The organism is Pigmentiphaga sp. NML030171, assembly GCF_002188635.1.
Lineage (GTDB): Bacteria > Pseudomonadota > Gammaproteobacteria > Burkholderiales > Burkholderiaceae_B > Pigmentiphaga > Pigmentiphaga daeguensis.
Genome location: NZ_NINX01000003.1, coordinates 57,463 through 74,074 on the forward strand (window position 1 = coordinate 57,463; position 16,612 = coordinate 74,074).

16 protein-coding genes are annotated in these 16,612 nt (G+C 67.4%); 10 read left to right on the forward strand and 6 right to left on the reverse strand.

Features of this window, described 5'->3' with window-relative positions; translation table 11 throughout:
- Positions 1–30: 30 nt before the first annotated feature.
- Together CDO46_RS00395 and CDO46_RS00400 are read left to right on the forward strand one after the other, a co-directional pair.
- Positions 31–801: an SDR family NAD(P)-dependent oxidoreductase gene (locus CDO46_RS00395; RefSeq protein ID WP_254914531.1), complete on the forward strand. Its 771-nt coding sequence runs from the start codon at positions 31–33 to the stop codon at positions 799–801.
- 9 nt (positions 802–810) lie between these two features.
- Positions 811–1,656 carry a DMT family transporter gene (locus tag CDO46_RS00400; RefSeq protein WP_087836600.1) on the forward strand — a complete coding sequence of 282 codons (846 nt, stop codon included), beginning with the start codon at positions 811–813 and terminating at the stop codon, positions 1,654–1,656.
- Between the two features lie 4 nt (positions 1,657–1,660).
- Here CDO46_RS00400 and CDO46_RS00405 read toward each other — a convergent pair whose 3' ends face one another.
- Complete coding sequence (locus tag CDO46_RS00405; RefSeq protein ID WP_243724692.1) at positions 1,661–2,314, reverse strand: alpha/beta hydrolase; 654 nt, start codon at positions 2,312–2,314, stop codon at positions 1,661–1,663.
- A gap of 116 nt (positions 2,315–2,430) precedes the next feature.
- Between CDO46_RS00405 and CDO46_RS00410 the strand changes: the two genes are divergently transcribed.
- Both CDO46_RS00410 and CDO46_RS00415 read left to right on the forward strand, forming a co-directional pair.
- Positions 2,431–3,966 (forward strand): YifB family Mg chelatase-like AAA ATPase, encoded by a 1,536-nt coding sequence (locus CDO46_RS00410; RefSeq protein ID WP_087836602.1) that lies wholly within the window; start codon positions 2,431–2,433, stop codon positions 3,964–3,966.
- A 170-nt stretch (positions 3,967–4,136) separates the two neighbouring features.
- Positions 4,137–5,264, forward strand: a complete 1,128-nt coding sequence (locus CDO46_RS00415; RefSeq protein ID WP_176400620.1) for a diguanylate cyclase — start codon at positions 4,137–4,139, stop codon at positions 5,262–5,264.
- Positions 5,265–5,278: 14 nt separating this feature from the next.
- Here the strand turns inward: CDO46_RS00415 and CDO46_RS00420 are convergent, their stop codons facing one another.
- Entirely contained in the window at positions 5,279–6,967 is a 1,689-nt protein-coding gene (locus tag CDO46_RS00420; RefSeq protein ID WP_243724699.1) for a GGDEF domain-containing protein, read from the reverse strand.
- A gap of 271 nt (positions 6,968–7,238) precedes the next feature.
- Between CDO46_RS00420 and CDO46_RS00425 the strand changes: the two genes are divergently transcribed.
- The 3 genes from CDO46_RS00425 to kdgD all read left to right on the forward strand — a co-directional run bounded on the left by CDO46_RS00425 (position 7,239) and on the right by kdgD (position 9,577).
- Positions 7,239–7,736, forward strand: coding sequence for a DinB family protein (locus tag CDO46_RS00425; protein ID WP_087836604.1), 498 nt, complete (start codon positions 7,239–7,241; stop codon positions 7,734–7,736).
- Positions 7,737–7,816: 80 nt separating this feature from the next.
- Positions 7,817–8,554: a FadR/GntR family transcriptional regulator gene (locus CDO46_RS00430; protein ID WP_087836605.1), complete on the forward strand. Its 738-nt coding sequence runs from the start codon at positions 7,817–7,819 to the stop codon at positions 8,552–8,554.
- A 111-nt stretch (positions 8,555–8,665) separates the two neighbouring features.
- Complete coding sequence (gene kdgD, locus CDO46_RS00435) at positions 8,666–9,577, forward strand: 5-dehydro-4-deoxyglucarate dehydratase (protein WP_087836606.1); 912 nt, start codon at positions 8,666–8,668, stop codon at positions 9,575–9,577.
- A gap of 4 nt (positions 9,578–9,581) precedes the next feature.
- Here the strand turns inward: kdgD and CDO46_RS00440 are convergent, their stop codons facing one another.
- The 3 genes from CDO46_RS00440 to CDO46_RS00450 all read right to left on the reverse strand — a co-directional run bounded on the left by CDO46_RS00440 (position 9,582) and on the right by CDO46_RS00450 (position 13,046).
- The gene (locus CDO46_RS00440) at positions 9,582–10,970 is read right to left on the reverse strand and encodes an APC family permease (RefSeq protein WP_087836607.1); all 1,389 of its coding nucleotides are present in this window, start codon (positions 10,968–10,970) and stop codon (positions 9,582–9,584) included.
- 94 nt (positions 10,971–11,064) lie between these two features.
- Positions 11,065–12,048 carry a tripartite tricarboxylate transporter substrate binding protein gene (locus tag CDO46_RS00445; RefSeq protein WP_243724690.1) on the reverse strand — a complete coding sequence of 328 codons (984 nt, stop codon included), beginning with the start codon at positions 12,046–12,048 and terminating at the stop codon, positions 11,065–11,067.
- A gap of 41 nt (positions 12,049–12,089) precedes the next feature.
- Positions 12,090–13,046 carry a 3-keto-5-aminohexanoate cleavage protein gene (locus CDO46_RS00450; protein ID WP_087836608.1) on the reverse strand — a complete coding sequence of 319 codons (957 nt, stop codon included), beginning with the start codon at positions 13,044–13,046 and terminating at the stop codon, positions 12,090–12,092.
- Positions 13,047–13,226: 180 nt separating this feature from the next.
- Between CDO46_RS00450 and CDO46_RS00455 the strand changes: the two genes are divergently transcribed.
- Positions 13,227–13,751 carry a MarR family winged helix-turn-helix transcriptional regulator gene (locus tag CDO46_RS00455; RefSeq protein ID WP_087836609.1) on the forward strand — a complete coding sequence of 175 codons (525 nt, stop codon included), beginning with the start codon at positions 13,227–13,229 and terminating at the stop codon, positions 13,749–13,751.
- Positions 13,752–13,918: 167 nt separating this feature from the next.
- Positions 13,919–14,824, forward strand: a complete 906-nt coding sequence (locus tag CDO46_RS00460) for an AEC family transporter (protein ID WP_087836610.1) — start codon at positions 13,919–13,921, stop codon at positions 14,822–14,824.
- A gap of 9 nt (positions 14,825–14,833) precedes the next feature.
- On the opposite strand, the gene CDO46_RS00465 is transcribed toward CDO46_RS00460, so the two are convergent.
- The gene (locus CDO46_RS00465; protein WP_087836611.1) at positions 14,834–15,799 is read right to left on the reverse strand and encodes a helix-turn-helix domain-containing protein; all 966 of its coding nucleotides are present in this window, start codon (positions 15,797–15,799) and stop codon (positions 14,834–14,836) included.
- A 247-nt stretch (positions 15,800–16,046) separates the two neighbouring features.
- Between CDO46_RS00465 and CDO46_RS00470 the strand changes: the two genes are divergently transcribed.
- The gene (locus CDO46_RS00470; RefSeq protein WP_087836612.1) at positions 16,047–16,580 is read left to right on the forward strand and encodes a 2,4'-dihydroxyacetophenone dioxygenase family protein; all 534 of its coding nucleotides are present in this window, start codon (positions 16,047–16,049) and stop codon (positions 16,578–16,580) included.
- Positions 16,581–16,612 lie beyond the last annotated feature (32 nt).

The following is a 16,612-nucleotide window of genomic DNA, read 5'->3' on the forward strand; positions in this document are numbered from 1 at the left end:
GCCACGCGCAACCAGAAGAGGAAGCTTTTCATGCAATCGAAGCCAAGGCCGGGAACGATGGATCGATACCGGGTGCAAGGCCAGCTTGCCGTCGTGACCGGCAGCGCCCACGGCATCGGCCTCGCATGCGCCGGACTGCTGCGCGAAGCGGGAGCCCGAGTGGTGATCGTCGACCGCGACGGCCCCGCCGCCCGGGCCGCCGCGCAGGCGCTGGGCGACGGCGACGCCCGGGAACTGGATGTCCAGGATGCGGGCGGTATCGGCCCCGTGTTCGCTTCCATCCGCGCGCATCACGGCCCCATCGGCATCCTGATCAACAACGCCGGCATCTCGATCCGCAAGGGCGCCCTGGAACTGGAGCTGGAGATGTGGAGGCAGGTCCTGGACGTCAACGTGACCGGCGCCTTCCTGTGCGCGCGGGAAGCGGTGCGCAACATGGGCGCGGCGGGTGGCTGCATCGTCAACACCGCATCCATCATGGGGCTGTCCGGCGGAAGCCTGTATCCCAACGCGGCCTACCATACCGCCAAGGGCGCGGTGGTCAACATGACGCGGTCGCTGGCGATCGAGTGGGCGCCGCGCCGGATTCGGGTCAACGCCGTGGCGCCGACCTGGACCCGCACCTCGTTCATCGGCGAACTCTCGGCCGACGTCCGTACGCGCATCGATGCCCTGACTCCGCTGGGAAGGCTGGCCGAACCCGAGGACGTGGCCGAGGCCATGCTGTTCCTGGCCAGCCCCGCCGCCTCGATGATCACGGGGCACATCCTTCCGGTGGACGGCGGCTACCTCGCCCAGTAGATTCCGTCCATGCCTCCCGTTGCCATTGCCTGCGCCATCCTCGCCCCGCTGATCTGGGGCGCCCAACTCGTCGTCATCAAGATCGGCCTCGCGGCGTTCCCGCCGCTGTTCTTCGTGTCGCTGCGCTTCGCCATCCTCTCGGCCATCCTGCTTCCCTTCGTGCCCCGGCCACGGCGCGACCAGGTGTGGCCTGTCATCCTGATCTCCATCTTCATGGGCGGCCTGAACTTCTCGCTGATCTTCATGGGACTGGGGCAAGGTCAGGCCAGCCTGGCCGGCGTGGCCATCCAGCTGGCGACGCCGTTCACGGTGCTGCTGGCCTGGCCGCTGCTGGGCGAACGTCCGCCGCTGCGCGTCCTGCTGGGCGTGGCCATCGCGTTCGGGGGCGTGGCCCTGGCCACCGTCGATCCCGGCGCGCAGGTCGCGCTGCTGCCCACGCTCATGTTCGTCGGCGCGGCCTTCGGCCTGGCCATGGGCGGCGTGCTGACGAAGCGCTACGGCCCCTTCGATCCGTTCATGCTGGTCGCCTGGATGTCCACCCTCGCACTGCCGCAGATTTTCGTCATGTCGCTGGCGATGGAAACCGGCCAGATCGACGCGCTGCGATCCGCCCCCGGCTCGGCCTGGCTGGCGCTGGCCTACACCGTGCTCCTGGGAGGCATCGCCGGCTTCGGACTCTGGTTCTGGCTGATCGGCCGCTATTCGATGGCGCGGGTCGCGCCGTATGGCCTGCTGCAGACGGCATTCGCCGTCATCACCGCCACCCTCTTCCTGGACGAACCGCTGACCGTCACGCTGGTGGGCGGCATGTTCCTCTGCATCGCGGGGGTGGCCATCACGCAGCGCCGCACCTGACCGCTCAGCCAGCCAGGTGCGCCATCACCAGCGAACGCAGCACCGGCAGCCGCCCCGAGAAGAAATGGTCGGCGCCCGGCACCACGACCACCGGCTGCATGCGAGGCCGCGCCCAGTCGAATACCAGCGGCAAAGGAACACGGTCGTCCAGTTCGCCGTGGACCACCATCGCATCCGGAACGTCCGCGGGCGGATCGTAGCGGCGCCTTCCCGGGATGTCGCCAGCCGGCATCCCGGCCAGGCACACGCGCCAGGCCGGATCGCCGCGATCGGCCAAGGCCCGCGCCACCCGGGCCTGCACGAACGCGCCGAAGGAAAACCCGACCAGCGCCAGCCGCGTGCCGGGACGAGCGTCGCGCAGCGCGTGGCATAGCGCCAGCACGTCGTCGGTCTCGCCCTCGCCTTCGCCATGCGGACCGGTACTGTGTCCCACGCCACGGAAATTGGGCCGGGCGACCAGCCAGCCCGCGTCGCACAGCGCCCGCGCCAGGAACTGGGGAATCTTGTGCCGGGCGTTCCCGCCCTGCAGCGGATGAGGATGAGTGACAACCGCGAGACCGGTCACGGCGCCGCCGGGCAGGTCGAACACGACCTCCAGGTCTCCCGCCGGACCGTCCAGCAACGCGCTGCCGCTCTGGGTCAGATCGAGTGGTTTCATGGTGGGAATCATACGCGGTCATGGCGGGTGGCTTCGCTGGGACACCTTTGTCCCGCCCGGCCGCCGGGCGCGCCGCGTTTGGACGGATACTGCGGCTTTCCTTTCCCCCTGCCGCCATGACTCTTGCCGTCCTTGCCAGCTGCGCCCTGACCGGCATCGACGCGCCGCCGGTGCGCGTCGAGGTCCACCTGGCGCCGGGCCTGCCTTCCTTCACCATGGTCGGCCTGGCCGATACCGAGGTGCGCGAAAGCCGCGAGCGCGTGCGTGCCGCGCTGCTCAGTTCCGGCTTCGACTTCCCGGCGGGCCGGCTGACCGTCAACCTGGCGCCCGCCGACCTGCCCAAGGAATCCGGGCGCTTCGACCTGCCCATCGCGGTGGGCGTGCTGCTGGCATCCGGGCAGATCGCCATGCCCTCGCTGGCCGGCCGCGTTCGCGCGCGGGACGCCGTCCCGCCGCTGGCCCGGCTGGTGCTGGCCGGCGAACTGTCGCTGACCGGCGCGCTGGTGCCCGTCGCGGGTGCCCTGGCCATTGCCCTGTCGTTGTCGCGGCGCCAGCCGGGCGCCGAACTGCTGCTGCCCGCCGGCAGCGCCGGACAGGCGGCGCGGGTGCCGGGACTGCGGGTCTACGGCGCCGCCACGCTGCGCGATGTCGTGGCGCACCTGGAGGAAAAACAGGTGCTGGCCGCCACGGCCGGCCACGCCGATGCCGCCGCCGGCCTGCCGCCCTGCCTGTCCGACGTCAAGGGCCAGTACGGCGCACGCCGGGCCCTGGAGGTCGCGGCGGCCGGCGGCCACAACCTGCTGATGCTGGGGCCGCCGGGTTCGGGCAAGAGCATGCTCGCGCAGCGCCTGCCCGGCCTGCTCCCTCCGCTGCGGCATGACGATGCGCTGGAAGCCGCCGCCATCGCCAGTCTTGCGCCCGGCCCCTCGCCCCCCTTCGGCCTGCGGCCGTTCCGCGCGCCGCACCATTCGGTATCGGGTGCCGCGCTGGTGGGCGGAGGCACTCGGCCCCGGCCCGGGGAAATCACCTTCGCCCACCTGGGCGTGCTGTTCCTGGACGAGCTGCCCGAGTTCGGCCGGCACGTGCTCGATACCCTGCGCGAACCGCTGGAAACCGGCCGCGTCTCCATCGCACGCGCCCAGCACCGCACCGACTATCCGGCGCGCTTCCAGCTGGTGGCCGCGATGAACCCCTGCCGGTGCGGCTGGCACGGCAGCAACGTGAAAGCCTGCGCCTGCACGCCCGACCAGGTGGCCGCCTACCGGGCACGGCTGTCCGGCCCGCTGCTCGATCGCATCGATCTCCAGGTCGAGGTCCCCGCCGCCGGCGACGACTGGGCCGACCTGCCTCCCGGCGAACCCACCGCCGCCGTGCGCCAGCGAGTCGAGACCGCCCTGGACCTGCAGCATCGCCGCCAGGGTTGTGCCAACGCGGCGCTCGCACCGGGGCAGGTCGACGCCTACTGCCGTCCCGATGCCGCCGCCCGGGCCTTGTGGAAACAGGCCATGAAGCAGTTCGCGTGGTCGGCGCGCACGGCGCACCGGGTATTGAAGGTGGCGCGGACGGTGGCAGACCTGGCGGGCGCGGCCGAGATCGGCAGCCCGCACATGGCCGAGGCGGTGCAGTTCCGACGGCCATTGAGGGAACGATAGGCACGGCCACGCCGGGTCCATCAACAATCGACCATTCCGTATCGACCATCCTCCTCGATGGCCCCTACAATCACGGTCGCTCAAACATGCGCCCGGGTTGCTCATCCCCCTATGACCGCCTGTCCTTCTGCCCGACGAGATCCGATACGCCCCACCCCGACCGGTGCGGCATGAGCGTTGAATTCGTCATCGGAGTGCTGAATACCTCCATGTCGGCGATCTTCGGCGCAAGCTTGCTGGCCCTTTGGTACTACCAGCGCGAACTGGGCTATATCGCCATCCTCGTGGGCTCGTACGCGGTAAGAATCCTGTCCTTCGGCAGCCTGTATGCCGCCTTCGCGCTGGACATGCTGGCACTGCGCATGGCGGCCAATACGCTGATCCTGATAGCAACGATGCTGCTGTCCATCGCGATTTCCAAGCGGCTGCGGATCCGGCCGCACTACGGCAGCCTGACGGCCATGACGGCGATATCGCTGGTGGGCGGAGGCTTCTTTCTGCTGGTACAGGACAACCTGCCGATGCGGGCCGCCATCATCAACCTGGGGCTGGCCTCGATCTGCTTCGTGATGCTGGCCGACCTGGCCACGCGCCGCCAGCGGACACCGGTCGAACAACTGCTGTTCGCCCAGATCGTCATCGCGCTCCTGAGCTTCGCCGTACGGCCCCTGACCTTCCTGATTCCCTGGATCGACCCCGCGCAGTCCGAAGCCGTCTACTGGATCGTGGTGTCGATCTCCGACACGCTGATCTGCTCGACACTGGCGGCAGCCATCTTCGCGGTCATCGCCGTCGACGTGATGGACCGGTTCAAGGCCGAAGCCCAGATCGACATGCTGTCCGGCCTGTTCAACCGCCGAGGCTTCGAAGCGCGCGCGCAGCCCGTGCTGGCCCGGCAGACCGGCACCGCGCCCGCCGCGCTCATCCTGACCGACCTGGATCACTTCAAGTCCATCAACGACCGCTTCGGGCACCTGGACGGCGACAAGGTCATCCGGACCTTCTCCGACATCCTGAAGGACAAGGCGCCGCGCGACGCCGTCGTGGGACGCATAGGCGGCGAGGAATTCGCGGTCCTGCTGCCGCCGGGACTGGCCGCTGCGGCCCACGCCATGGCCGATACCGCCCGGTCCGCGTTCAAGGCCGCGGCACCTGGCATCTTCGCGCACGCCTGCCACCCCACCGCGAGCTTCGGGATCGCCGTCGCTCGTGCGGGCGACAACCTCCTGGCCCTGATGGAGCGTGCCGACCGCTCCCTGTACCAGGCGAAGAACGACGGGCGGGACTGCATTCGATAGGCGCGGCGCCTTCGCTATGCAAGCGTCGCTCGTTCGCCCCGAAGAGTTCCGGACGCGGCTATTGACCTGACGGCAGTCCGGGTTCGATTACGCCCCGCGCTCTTGGCTTCGTAAAGCAGCTTGTCGGCCCGTTCATAGAGCTTCACGAAGCCTTCATCGTCCAAGGCCCTCGCCACGCCCATGCTGGCGGTAACGGGTCGTCCGAGCCCCGGAACCCTATCGGCAACGATTGCGGGGATCGCCTGTCGCCGCCGCTCGGCCTCGATACCGGCATCCTCGCCACGCAGGAAAAGCACGAACTCTTCGCCGCCAAGGCGATAGGCCACAACGTCCGGACCGGCCTCGATGGCGCTGGCCACGGCCTTGAGCACCGCGTCTCCGACCGCATGCCCGTTCAAGTCATTGATCGCCTTGAAATGATCGAGATCGATGACGGCCAGCGTGTCGAAGCCTTCGACTCGAAGCCGCGCGAACTGTCTTTCGATCGCCCGCCGGTTGAACAATCCCGTCAAGGGGTCGGTTTCGGAAAGCCGTTCAAGCAGATAGGCTTCGGTGCGCGCACGATCCCGCTCTCGCTTCATCGTCATGAAGCGGTCCGCCACGCCAAGCGTCGTGAAGAGGACTTCACACAGGCAACCCGCGTAGAACATGAGCATGGCGTCAGCGCTGTGGAACCAGGGCGTCACCCCCGTCACCAGGCGGGTCAGCCCGACGAACACCATGGGCGTGTATCCGACTGTCTGGAACTTCGCGGCACGGCTTCCACGGCGCAGCGCGTCGATCATCGACAGGATGAAAACGATAAGGATCGGCGCGAACGCCGCCGTGTAGGCACTCGATTGCACGGGCCGCGCAACGAACGGGAACGCCGCGTGCAATGCACTCAGGAATATTGCCCACACCGCGCAATACGGCAGCATGCGCCGAAGAACGGGATGCATCAGTCCGGACTCGATGAAGCTGTAGGTGAACATCGTGCCGGAAGCGACGGTTGCTCCGAAGATCACCGTCGTCATCCAGCTCAGCGTCATCGCGGGCGGATCGAACAGCACGACCGAGATGTTCGACGAGACCAGCAGGGTCATCAGCAGCGACAGCGTGAGCGCCGAATGCCAGAGCACGAACGGTTTGCGCAGTACCTGATAGAACGCCGCATTGAAGATCAGCGGCATGACGAGCATGCCCGCAAGCGCGGAAACGATGACCAGGAGCCGCGAGGCACCGGCGCCGTCGCCCGCGGCATCCTCGGACGCCAGATAGGCTTTCTCCAGCGTCATCCGGTGGCTGGGCAGGTCAATGGCGACGACGATCTGCTTCGTCACGCGCGTTACCTCGGGCAGGGAAGCCTTGAAGTACCCGCCGACCATCGAACTGGACAGGGCGGCGGCGGGAATGGTGCTTTGCCGGACCGTGCCGTCCTGGTCGATCGCAAGCAGATGCACCGCCTCGAGTGCGCTGCGCCGCGAGAGAAAATACCGGGGAAGGGGGCCGTCCGGGCCAAGATCGAAACGAAGCAGCGCCCGCTCCGCATCGATGGAAAATTCTCGATCGGCACAGGACCATCGCTCGTCCGACCTGGCCATCGCGACGAGGTCATCCGACAATCCGCCGGATGCCCAGCAAGCGCTGCGAATGTCGGCGAAATCGGCCGCGATGGCCGGCACTGCGCCAAGGTACGCCAGTATCGCCATGAGCAGCGACACCGCCAAGACACACTTTCGAAAGCGACCCCACGCCATAACGCCTCGACAGCGCAACAAGATTTCGATGCAGTCAAGCGCGTCCGATATCAGCTTGGCAGAGCAGTCGCCCGATAGGCCGGAAGCAGGGCGGCAGGGCGCTGGGCTGCTAAACGCGGCAGTTTAGCAAACTGCCCGCGCCAGAATGGGCCCGAATCGCCAGGGGAAATAGGGCTAGTTCGCGGTTTCACCTTGATATCCTGCCGTCAGTCAGGAACGTCAAGGAACTCGCGACATGCTCACGACAGAAACGGCCACCATGCTGGCGAACTACGGCAACTGGGCGGACCAGGTACTTTTCAAAGCGATGCGGGCACTGCCCGAAGGCGCGGTCACGCAACGCCGCCAGACGCTGTTCGGATCGATGATCGGGACGTTGAACCACAACTACCAGGTGGACCTGATCTGGCGCGCCCACCTGCTGGGGGAAAAACACGGCTTCTCGACCCGCCGCGATCTGCTGCATCCCGACCTGGACACCCTCGTGGTGGAGCAGTTGAAGGTCAACCAGTGGTACATCGACTGGGCCGCCAGCCAGACCCCGGACAGCCTGGGCGAGCGGTTGAAGTTCAATTTCGTATCGGGACAGGCGGCCGAGATGGCCCGGGGCGGAATGTTCCTGCACATCGTCAACCACAAGACGTACCACCGCGGCTGGGTCTGTGAGATGTTCTTCGATGCCGGCGTCAATCCTCCGGAAACCGATCTGTCGGTCTACCTGACCGAAGGGTGAGCAAACCGGTAGTACCATGCACGCTTGCCGGCCGCCCGCCGCGTCCGGTCCTCAATCCGTGCAGGGAAGATCCACAGCGCATGCGTTCCATAGGCCGCACACGAAGTCTGTCCGAAGAACTCGTGCAGCTCATGTCCGAGAAAATCCACGGCAAGATGTGGAAGCCCGGCGACAAGCTGCCGACGGAAGCCGAGATCATGCAGGAGTACGGCGTCAGCCGCACGGTGGTGCGCGAGGCCATCTCGCGCCTGCAGGCGGCGCGCATGGTCGAGACCCGGCACGGCATCGGCACCTTCCTGCTGGAACCGCCGGTGGCGCCGCTGCGGCTCGATACCAAGGATGCGGTCACGGTGCTGGACGTGATGGCGGTGCTTGAACTGCGCATCACGGTCGAGACCGAGGCCGCCCGCCTGGCCGCGCAGCGGCGCACTGAACAGGACCTGGCGGAGCTGCGGCGCACGCTGGCGGCGTTCGAGGCGCAGATCGAGCCGGGCGGCGACACCGTCACGGCGGACCTGGCCTTCCACCAGCAGGTGGCCATCGCCACCGGCAACCGCTACTTCCACGAGATCCTGGCGCAGATGGGCGCCACCATCATTCCCCGGACGCGCGTCGATACCGCCGAACTGGCGCGCGACGACCGGCGGGCCTACCTGACGCGCGTGCATCGCGAACACCTGGCGATCTACGAAGCCATCGCCCGCCAGGACGGGGACGCCGCGCACGCCGCGATGCGCGCCCATCTGGCCCGGAGCCGGGAAAAGCTGCGGCAGGCCTATGCCGCCGGCCAGGGCGACGAGGCGGCGGCCACCATCTAACGTCCCACGCGGGCGGCAAACCGCGTCGCCGCATCATTGCCTTCTCCCAATTTAAGTTGTACGATGACTGACGACATATCACTTGTCCCCCTTTCACTACCGGATTCCGTCATGACCCCTCAAGAGCTGAAGGCCACGATTTCCCAGGGATTGCTCTCTTTTCCCGTCACCGATTTCGACCGGAACGGCGATTTCGCGCCCAAGGGCTACGCCGCCCGGCTGGAATGGCTGGCCCCCTACGGGGCCAGCGCGCTGTTCGCGGCGGGCGGCACGGGCGAGTTCTTTTCGCTGACGCCGGCCGACTATTCGGCCGTGGTGAAGACGGCGGTGGACGTGTGCGAGAAGCGCGTTCCCATCCTGGCGGGCGCCGGCGGCCCCACCCGCACGGCCATCGCCTATGCGCAAGAGGCGCAGCGCCTGGGCGCCAAGGGCGTCCTCCTGATGCCCCACTACCTGACCGAGGCCAGCGAAGCCGGCATCGAGGCTCACGTGGAGCAGGTCTGCAAGTCGCTGGACATAGGCGTGATCTTCTACAACCGTGCCAACTCGCGGCTCGGGCCGGCCGCGCTGTCGCGTCTGGCGGACCGCTGCCCCAACCTGATCGGCTTCAAGGACGGCATGGGCGACATCGAAGCCATGGTGCGCGTGCGCCGCGGCCTGGGCGACCGCTTCGCCTACCTGGGCGGGCTGCCGACCGCGGAAGTCTACGCGGCGGCCTACAAGGCACTGGGCGTGCCCGTGTATTCGTCGGCCGTCTTCAACTTCATTCCCAAGACCGCGATGGCGTTCTACCAGGCCGTGGCCAAGGACGACGCGCAGACCATCGGCCGCCTGCTGGACGAGTTCTTCCTGCCCTACCTGGAAATCCGCAACCGCCGCGCCGGCTACGCGGTCAGCATCGTCAAGGCCGGTGCCCGCCTGGTCGGCCACGACGCGGGCCCGGTCCGCGCGCCGCTGACCGACCTGGACCAGGACGAGATGCAGCGCCTGGCAGCGCTGATCGAGAAGGTGGGCGGGCAGTAGGCGGTCAGCCCAGGCTTTCCGGATCCAGGCGCGCCGCTTCCCGTCGCCGCGCCAGGAAGGTCACGCCCCACATCACCACCCCCAGGGCCAGCAGCCAGCCAGCCACCTCGTACTGGATGGGATCGCGGCCGGTGAAGGGCGTGACCATGAACAGGCACACCACCGCTCCCAGCACGGCCAGCGGCGTCCAGGTGCGGAAATGCGGATGCCCGACGCGGTCGCCGCGCAGCAGCAGCACCGCGACGTTGACGAACGCGAACACGCCCAGCAGCAGCAGGGCCGTGGTGCCGCCCAGCGCGCGGATGGCCTCGGAGTCGCTGGCCGCGGACACCAGCACGATCAGGCCCACCGCCAGCACGGTGGTGAACAGGATGGCGGTCCACGGCGTCTGCGTGCGCGCGTGCACGTGCGAAAGAAAGGAAGGCAGCACGCCCTGGCGCGACATGCCGTACAACAGGCGGCTGGCCATCATCATGTTGATCAGCGCCGAGTTGGCGACCGCGAACATGGAGATGACGGGCATGATCACTTCCATGGGCAGGCCGGGCGCGGCGCGCTTGACCACCAGCACCAGCGGCGTGGAGCTGGAGGCCAGTTCGCCCACGGGTATCAGCGCCACGGCGCAGATGGACACCAGCACGTAGATGGTGGCCGTCAGCCCCAGCCCGGTCAGCAGCACCTTGGGGAAGATGCGGTTGGGGTCGTGGGTTTCCTCGGCCATGTTGACCGAGTCCTCGAAGCCCACCATGGCGTAGAAGGCCAGCGCGGTGGCCGAGGTGATGGCCAGGAAGACACTCTTGTCCTCGGGCGTATCGAAGGCCACCACGCGCGAGAAGTCGGCCTGCCCGCCCGCGATCGCATAGAAACCCAGCAGTATCACCAGCAGCAGGCCGCTCAGTTCGACCAGGGTCAGCACCACGTTGGTCTTGACGCTTTCGGACACGCCGCGCAGGTTGACGCACATGACCAGCAGCATGAAACCCACCGCGCCCAGCGTGGTCAGCGTGGGACTGGCGTCGATGCCCAGGGACACGAACAGGTTGGCGGCGAAGGCCTGCGAAGCGGTCGAGGCCGAGGTCAGGCCCGAGCACATCACGGTGAAGCAGATGATGAAGGTCAGGAAGTGCAGGCCGAAGGCCTTGTGTACGTACAGCGCGGCGCCCGCCGCGCGGGGATACTTCGTGACGAGTTCGAGATACGAGAAGGCGGTAAGCAGCGCGATCAGGAAGGCGGCCAGGAAGGGCGCCCAGGCCGCCCCGCCCACTTCGCCGGCCACCTGGCCGGTCAGGGCATAGACGCCGGTGCCCAGGATGTCCCCCACGATGAACAGTAGCAACAACTTGGGCCCCATCACGCGTTTCAGGGGAGTGCCGCCCTCTTGCGCTGCCGCCATCGTGAGCCTCTTCGCGGGTATGCCGATGGATCGATTCTAGTGGGCACGCATTCCGTGCGTGTGTTGCTCATGCAACCGAATGTCTCGGCCCGGCTCAATCTACCCTGGCGTTGGACCGCCGCACCGCATCTCCCCAGGCTTGCAGTTCCGCTTCTACGTGGGTGCGGAATTCGGCGGGAGACCCACCGGCCGCCTCGACCGCGCGCTCATTCAGCGTCTGCCGAATCTCCGGCGTGGCCAGGGCACGGTTCACCGCTGCGTTCAGGCGATCGACGATGGCGACCGAGGTGCCGGCGGGCGCCCACAGGCCGTCCCAGGCCATGACGCTGAAGTCCGCGACTCCGCTCTCGGCCAGGGTGGGAAGCTCCGGTACCTGGGGCGAACGCACCGGACTGCTGACGGCCAGGCCGCGCAACCGGCCGTTCCTGACCATGGGCAGGGGAATGGGCATGACATCGATCATCAGCGATATTTGTCCGCCCATCAGGTCCTTGAGCGATGCCGCGTTGCCGTTGTACGGCACGTGCACCATCCTGATGCCCGCCTTGGCCGCCAGCATCTCGGCGGCCAAGTGCGACGTGGTGCCATTGCCGCCCGAGCCGTAGACATACTTGCCGGGGTTGTCCTTCAGGAGACGGAGCAGCTCGGGCATGGTGGTGGCGGGGAAATCGGAGCGCACCACGACGATCAGGGGCAGTTTGGTGAATTGCGCGATGGCGGCGAAATCCTTGACCGGATCAAAGCCCGTAGCGGCGCCGTAGAGGGACTTGTTGATAGCGTGGGTGCCGTTGGTGCCATACAGCAAGGTATAGCCGTCGGCTGCCGCACGCGCCACGTACTGCGCGCCGATATTGCCGCCCGCGCCCGGCCGGTTCTCTACCACGACCGTCTGCCCCAGCTCCTTCTGTAGCATGGTTCCCAGCAGGCGTCCCTGCACGTCGCCGCCACTACCCGCCGGGAACGGAACCACGAGATGAATGGGTTTGGCGGGATAAGCTTCCTGCGACAGTGCGAGGCCCGGCGCCGACAGCGCGCACGCCAGGCCGGCGACGGACAGGCTGGACAACATGGTTTTCATGGGATGCCTCCTGGGAGGCGGCCGCCTTGGCCGCCGACTGTTCATGGCTTGGCGGGCAGCCCGACGAGCGCCCGGTATTGGTTGGCGGAAGCCGGCGTGCGGCCCAGCAGTCCCGCGATGTCGCGAGCCATGCCGAACATCTCCAGATTGCTCTTTAGCCGCTCGTCGCGATGCGGGTGTTTCCACGGCGTGTCCTCGGTGCCGACACGGATGTGCAGTCCCATCATCGTGGCCAGCGTGGTCATGTAGAGCGACGCGCGCCCCGCGGCACATACGGTGATGACGCTATCCGGGTCGATCTTGCGGATCTGGTCAACCATCAGGAACAGATGTCGGCTCATGTCCTGCGCGTCGCTTACCCAGGTGCCGGAAATGAGCGTCCTGCCCACGTCGAAGGGCAAGCCGTACAGCACGATCCAGTTGTACGGCTTCTTCAGAATGCCCGTGTCGATCAGCTTGCGCTTGGCCAGCTCGATCTCGCCCGAACTATGAATGGCGATTTCCGGTTTGACGCCATGTTCCTCCAAGGCCTGGACGGCGGGAATCATGAAGGCATCCGGATGTCCCGAGGCGCATGGCGCGACCTCGGCCAACCCCGCGCGGGCCGGACTGACGCATACGTCGAAGGATTCGCCGTTCAGGATGTTCAGATTGGGGACGAAGTCGGTGCCAAAGCGCCGACGCAGCGGATCGAGCACGAGCGAGTAGGCTTCGACCGGTGGAATGTCCCGATCCAACCGCCGGCCCCGCTCGTCCACCACCCACGTAAAGTCCAGATGCACGCCGCAGGCGCCGGCCTCGATGACGTCGGACGCGGCATCGACATAGTGCTGGATGGACGAATGGCCCGCCCCCTCGTCCAGGCGCGCCGCCACCGCGGTGTTGATGGCGATCGTGGCGGGAATATCCCACCGAGGCTGGACACTGGCGTCCGCAACAAAGCGGTACTCCTCCATCTCCCGGCGCGCGGCCTCCCACAACGGCAAACGTTCCTGCATGACAGCCTCCGATCCGTGTCGTGAATTAATTCGTTCTAGATCGAATTAATTCACGACACGGATCAAAAGACAAGGCCCCTAGGGAAAATACCGCCTGTTTCGACAACGGCGTTTTTCATTGCGCCGGGTTTGCAGGCATCATTGCGGCAGACGCCGGCAGCCGGCCAGGAAACCGTTTGCATGAAACCAGCTAGTACGAAGAAGACCGGGACCCGATCGACATCCACGAAGCGCAGAGCCCCCCCGGGACACGAGCATTTCGATGAGCGCGACCGCACGATCGCCTGGGTCATCCGCACACTGCACCGCCTGTACACCGCCAAGGCCCAGGACATCTTGGACGAGGACAAGATCACCATCGCCCACTGGTATTACCTGCGCGTCCTGGCCACGCATGGCCAGCTCACCCAGCTCGAACTGAGCCGCCGCGTGGGCATCGCCTCGAACACCGCCGTACCCGCGCTGGAGAACATGGAAAGAATGGGCCTGGTCACCCGGGCCCGCGACCCCGACGACCGCCGCAAGCACCAGGTCGAATTGACCGAACGGGGCCGGGCACTGGTCGACAAGCTGCTGCCGCGCATGGTCGACATGCTGGAAGAGTCGATCACCGGCGCCACCGTCGACGAGGTCCGGACGTTCTGGAAGGTGCTGCTCCTGGTCGAAGGCAACCTTCGCGACGAGGCCGACGGCGGCTTCGATTGACGCCGGGTGCGGATCCGGAGTTTCGCGCTATCCTTGCGGGGACCCGCGGCCGGCCCCGGCCTCCGCTCTGTTACACCCTTTGCCCGCCGCCCCGTGCCCCCACGCGCCGCAATGCACCGATCCCCGCCGTCATTTCCCGCCATCCCGCTCCCGCAAGGAGCCGCCTGATGGGCGTCTTCCACATCTATTTCTCCATCCTCAGCCTGCTGGCCCCGCTCATGGTGGTCATCGGCGTCGGCACCACCTGGGGCAAGCTGGGACACGCATTCCCGGCCCAGTTCGTCACGGTGCTGGCCACTACCGTCACCACGCCGGCGCTGGTGTTCAACACCCTGGTCACGACCCAGCTCAGCAACGAGATCATGGCCACGGTGGCCGGCGCCACGGTGCTGGCGCTGGGGCTGTGCATGGGCGTCTCGGCGCTGGCGCTCAAGCTGTGCAAGCTGCCGGTGCGCAAGCTGCTCCAGACCACGTCCTTCCCGAACGCCGGCAACCTGGGGCTGCCCATCACGCACCTGGCTTTCGGCGACGCCGGACTGTCGACCTCGATCGCGTTCTTCGCCGTGTGCTCGTTCATCCAGCACACCGTGGGCGTGCGCACGCTGCCCAGCGCGGACGGCATGCCGGCGGCCTGGAAAAGCCCCATCCTGATCGCCTCGGTGCTGGCCGTGGCCTGCCGGGTCTTCAGCTACACGCCGCCGCAGTGGATCATGGAGTCGGCCCAGCTGCTGGGCAGCATGACGGTGCCGCTGATGCTGCTGGGGCTGGGCCACGCCCTGGCGCTGATTCCCGCGGCCGGCCTGAAGCTGGGCGGCATCGTCGGCGCCATCCGGCTCGTGGCGGGCCTGGCCACGGGCGCGGCGGCGGCATGGCTGGTGGGGCTGCCGGCCGACATGATCGGCAACGTGGCCCTGCAGATGGGCATGCCCTGCGCGGTGGTCAGCTATATGTACGCGCGCCGCTATACCGACATGGGCGACACCGCGGCGGGCGCGGTACTGATTTCGACCGTGGTGTTCCTGATCCTGGCGCCTTTCCTGCTATGGCTGCTGGGGTCGCCCGTGGCGGGCTGAACCCGGCGTTCAGGCTTGCCCGGCGCGCCGGTGCTGCATGGGCGTCATGCCGTAGCGGCCACGGAAGGCGCGCGAGAAATGCGCCTGGCTGGCGAAGCCCCAGCGATAGGCGATGTCGCCGATGGACAGCTTGCGGCTGCCCTCGTCCGCCAGTTCCTGGTGCGCGCGTTCGAGCCGCTTGTCCCAGATCCATTGGCTGACGCTGCGGTCCCGGTGTGCGAACAGGCGGTGCAATTGCCGCACGGACAGGCCCAGGGCGCGCGCCACCTTTTCTGCATCCAGCGCGGGATCGTTCAGGTGTTCGGCGATGAAGGCCTCGGCGCGCAGCAGCCGCCATGCGGCCATGTCGTTCAGTTCCCGCGCCGCGCCGGGATCGACCGCCGCGCGCAGCAGGTGCCGGGCCTGGTCGGCCACGCCCGGCACGGCGTCGGCGCGCGGCCGCTCGACGAAATCCACCGCCATGGTGCGCAGCGTGTTGGCCAGCAGCCGGCCGGTGCGCAGCCGGTTGTCCACCTGGATGGGCGCCGCGGGCCGCATCTCGCGCCGGCCCCGGAACAGGCGGTCGGCCTCGACCTCGACGATGATCTGGCGCATGTCGCCGGTAAAGCCGTACAGGTAGGGAATCGCGTTGGAATAGACGATGACGTCGCCGGCGCGCACGGTGTAGCACTGGCCCGACTGGAACAGGAAGGCGTCGCCTTCGAGCAGGATGCAGGCGAAGATCGAATCCTTGGGATGGGTCTTGAGCAGCGAGCGCGTCCGTTCGATGACGTGCTGGTTGCCCCGGATCTCGGTGAAGGCGACGTCGTCCGCGTCGAACACGCGGCCCTGGGCGCGCAGGCCGTGCGGGTCGTAGGTCGAACAGGTCAGGCCAATCAGTTGCGAGGCGTTGTACGACTCCCAGAATGCCAGCCGCTGGGAAGACGGCACCTGGTCGGTCGATGCCTGCGCGCGAGGGGACAGGGTCGTGCTCATGGTCGTGCCCGTGGGAGGACCGCCCGGCGACGGGGCGGATGGCGTCCAACATGGCGGCGGCGCCGCGGCTTATGGCGATGCTAGCACGGGCCGCCCGGCCCTCCGGCCCGGGTTGACCCTCGGGTACGGACCGCGCCCGTGGCCGCGGCCATGTCGCGCCCAGTCAAATTCGCCGTCCCGCCGGGTCAAGCGGCCGGACGGCGCGCTCGCTACATTGACACGATCCATCGAAGACCAGGAGGCCCCCATGCTCAAGACCGCCGGCAACGAGTTCTGGCGCGACATCGCACCCATCGCCGACGTGTTCAAGCCCGATGCCAAGCCCGAGGTGCACATCGGCAACGCGCCCACCGACGACAGGAAGTGGTATGTCCCCTTCACCGACACGGTGGCCTCGCGGCCGCTGTGGATCTCGCCTTCCGAGAACCGCTGGTGCGACATCCTGCGCGCCGATGCCGCCGGGCTGGTCAACCGCCACTACCATCCGCACGAGGTGTTCGCCTACACGATCTCGGGCAAGTGGGGGTACCTGGAGCACGACTGGATCGCCACCGCGGGCGACTTCGTCTACGAGACGCCGGGCGAAGGCCACACGCTGGTGGCCTTCGAGCACGAGCAGCCGATGAAGGTCTTCTTCATCGTGAAGGGGCCGCTGATCTGGCTGGACGAGAAGGGCCAGTCCACCGGCCATTTCGACGTGCACGACTACATCGCGATGTGCCGCGCGCACTACGAGAAGATCGGGCTGGGCGCCGCCTACGTGGATACCTTGTTCCGCTGAAACAGGCCCTGCGGGGCCCGATAACGACAACC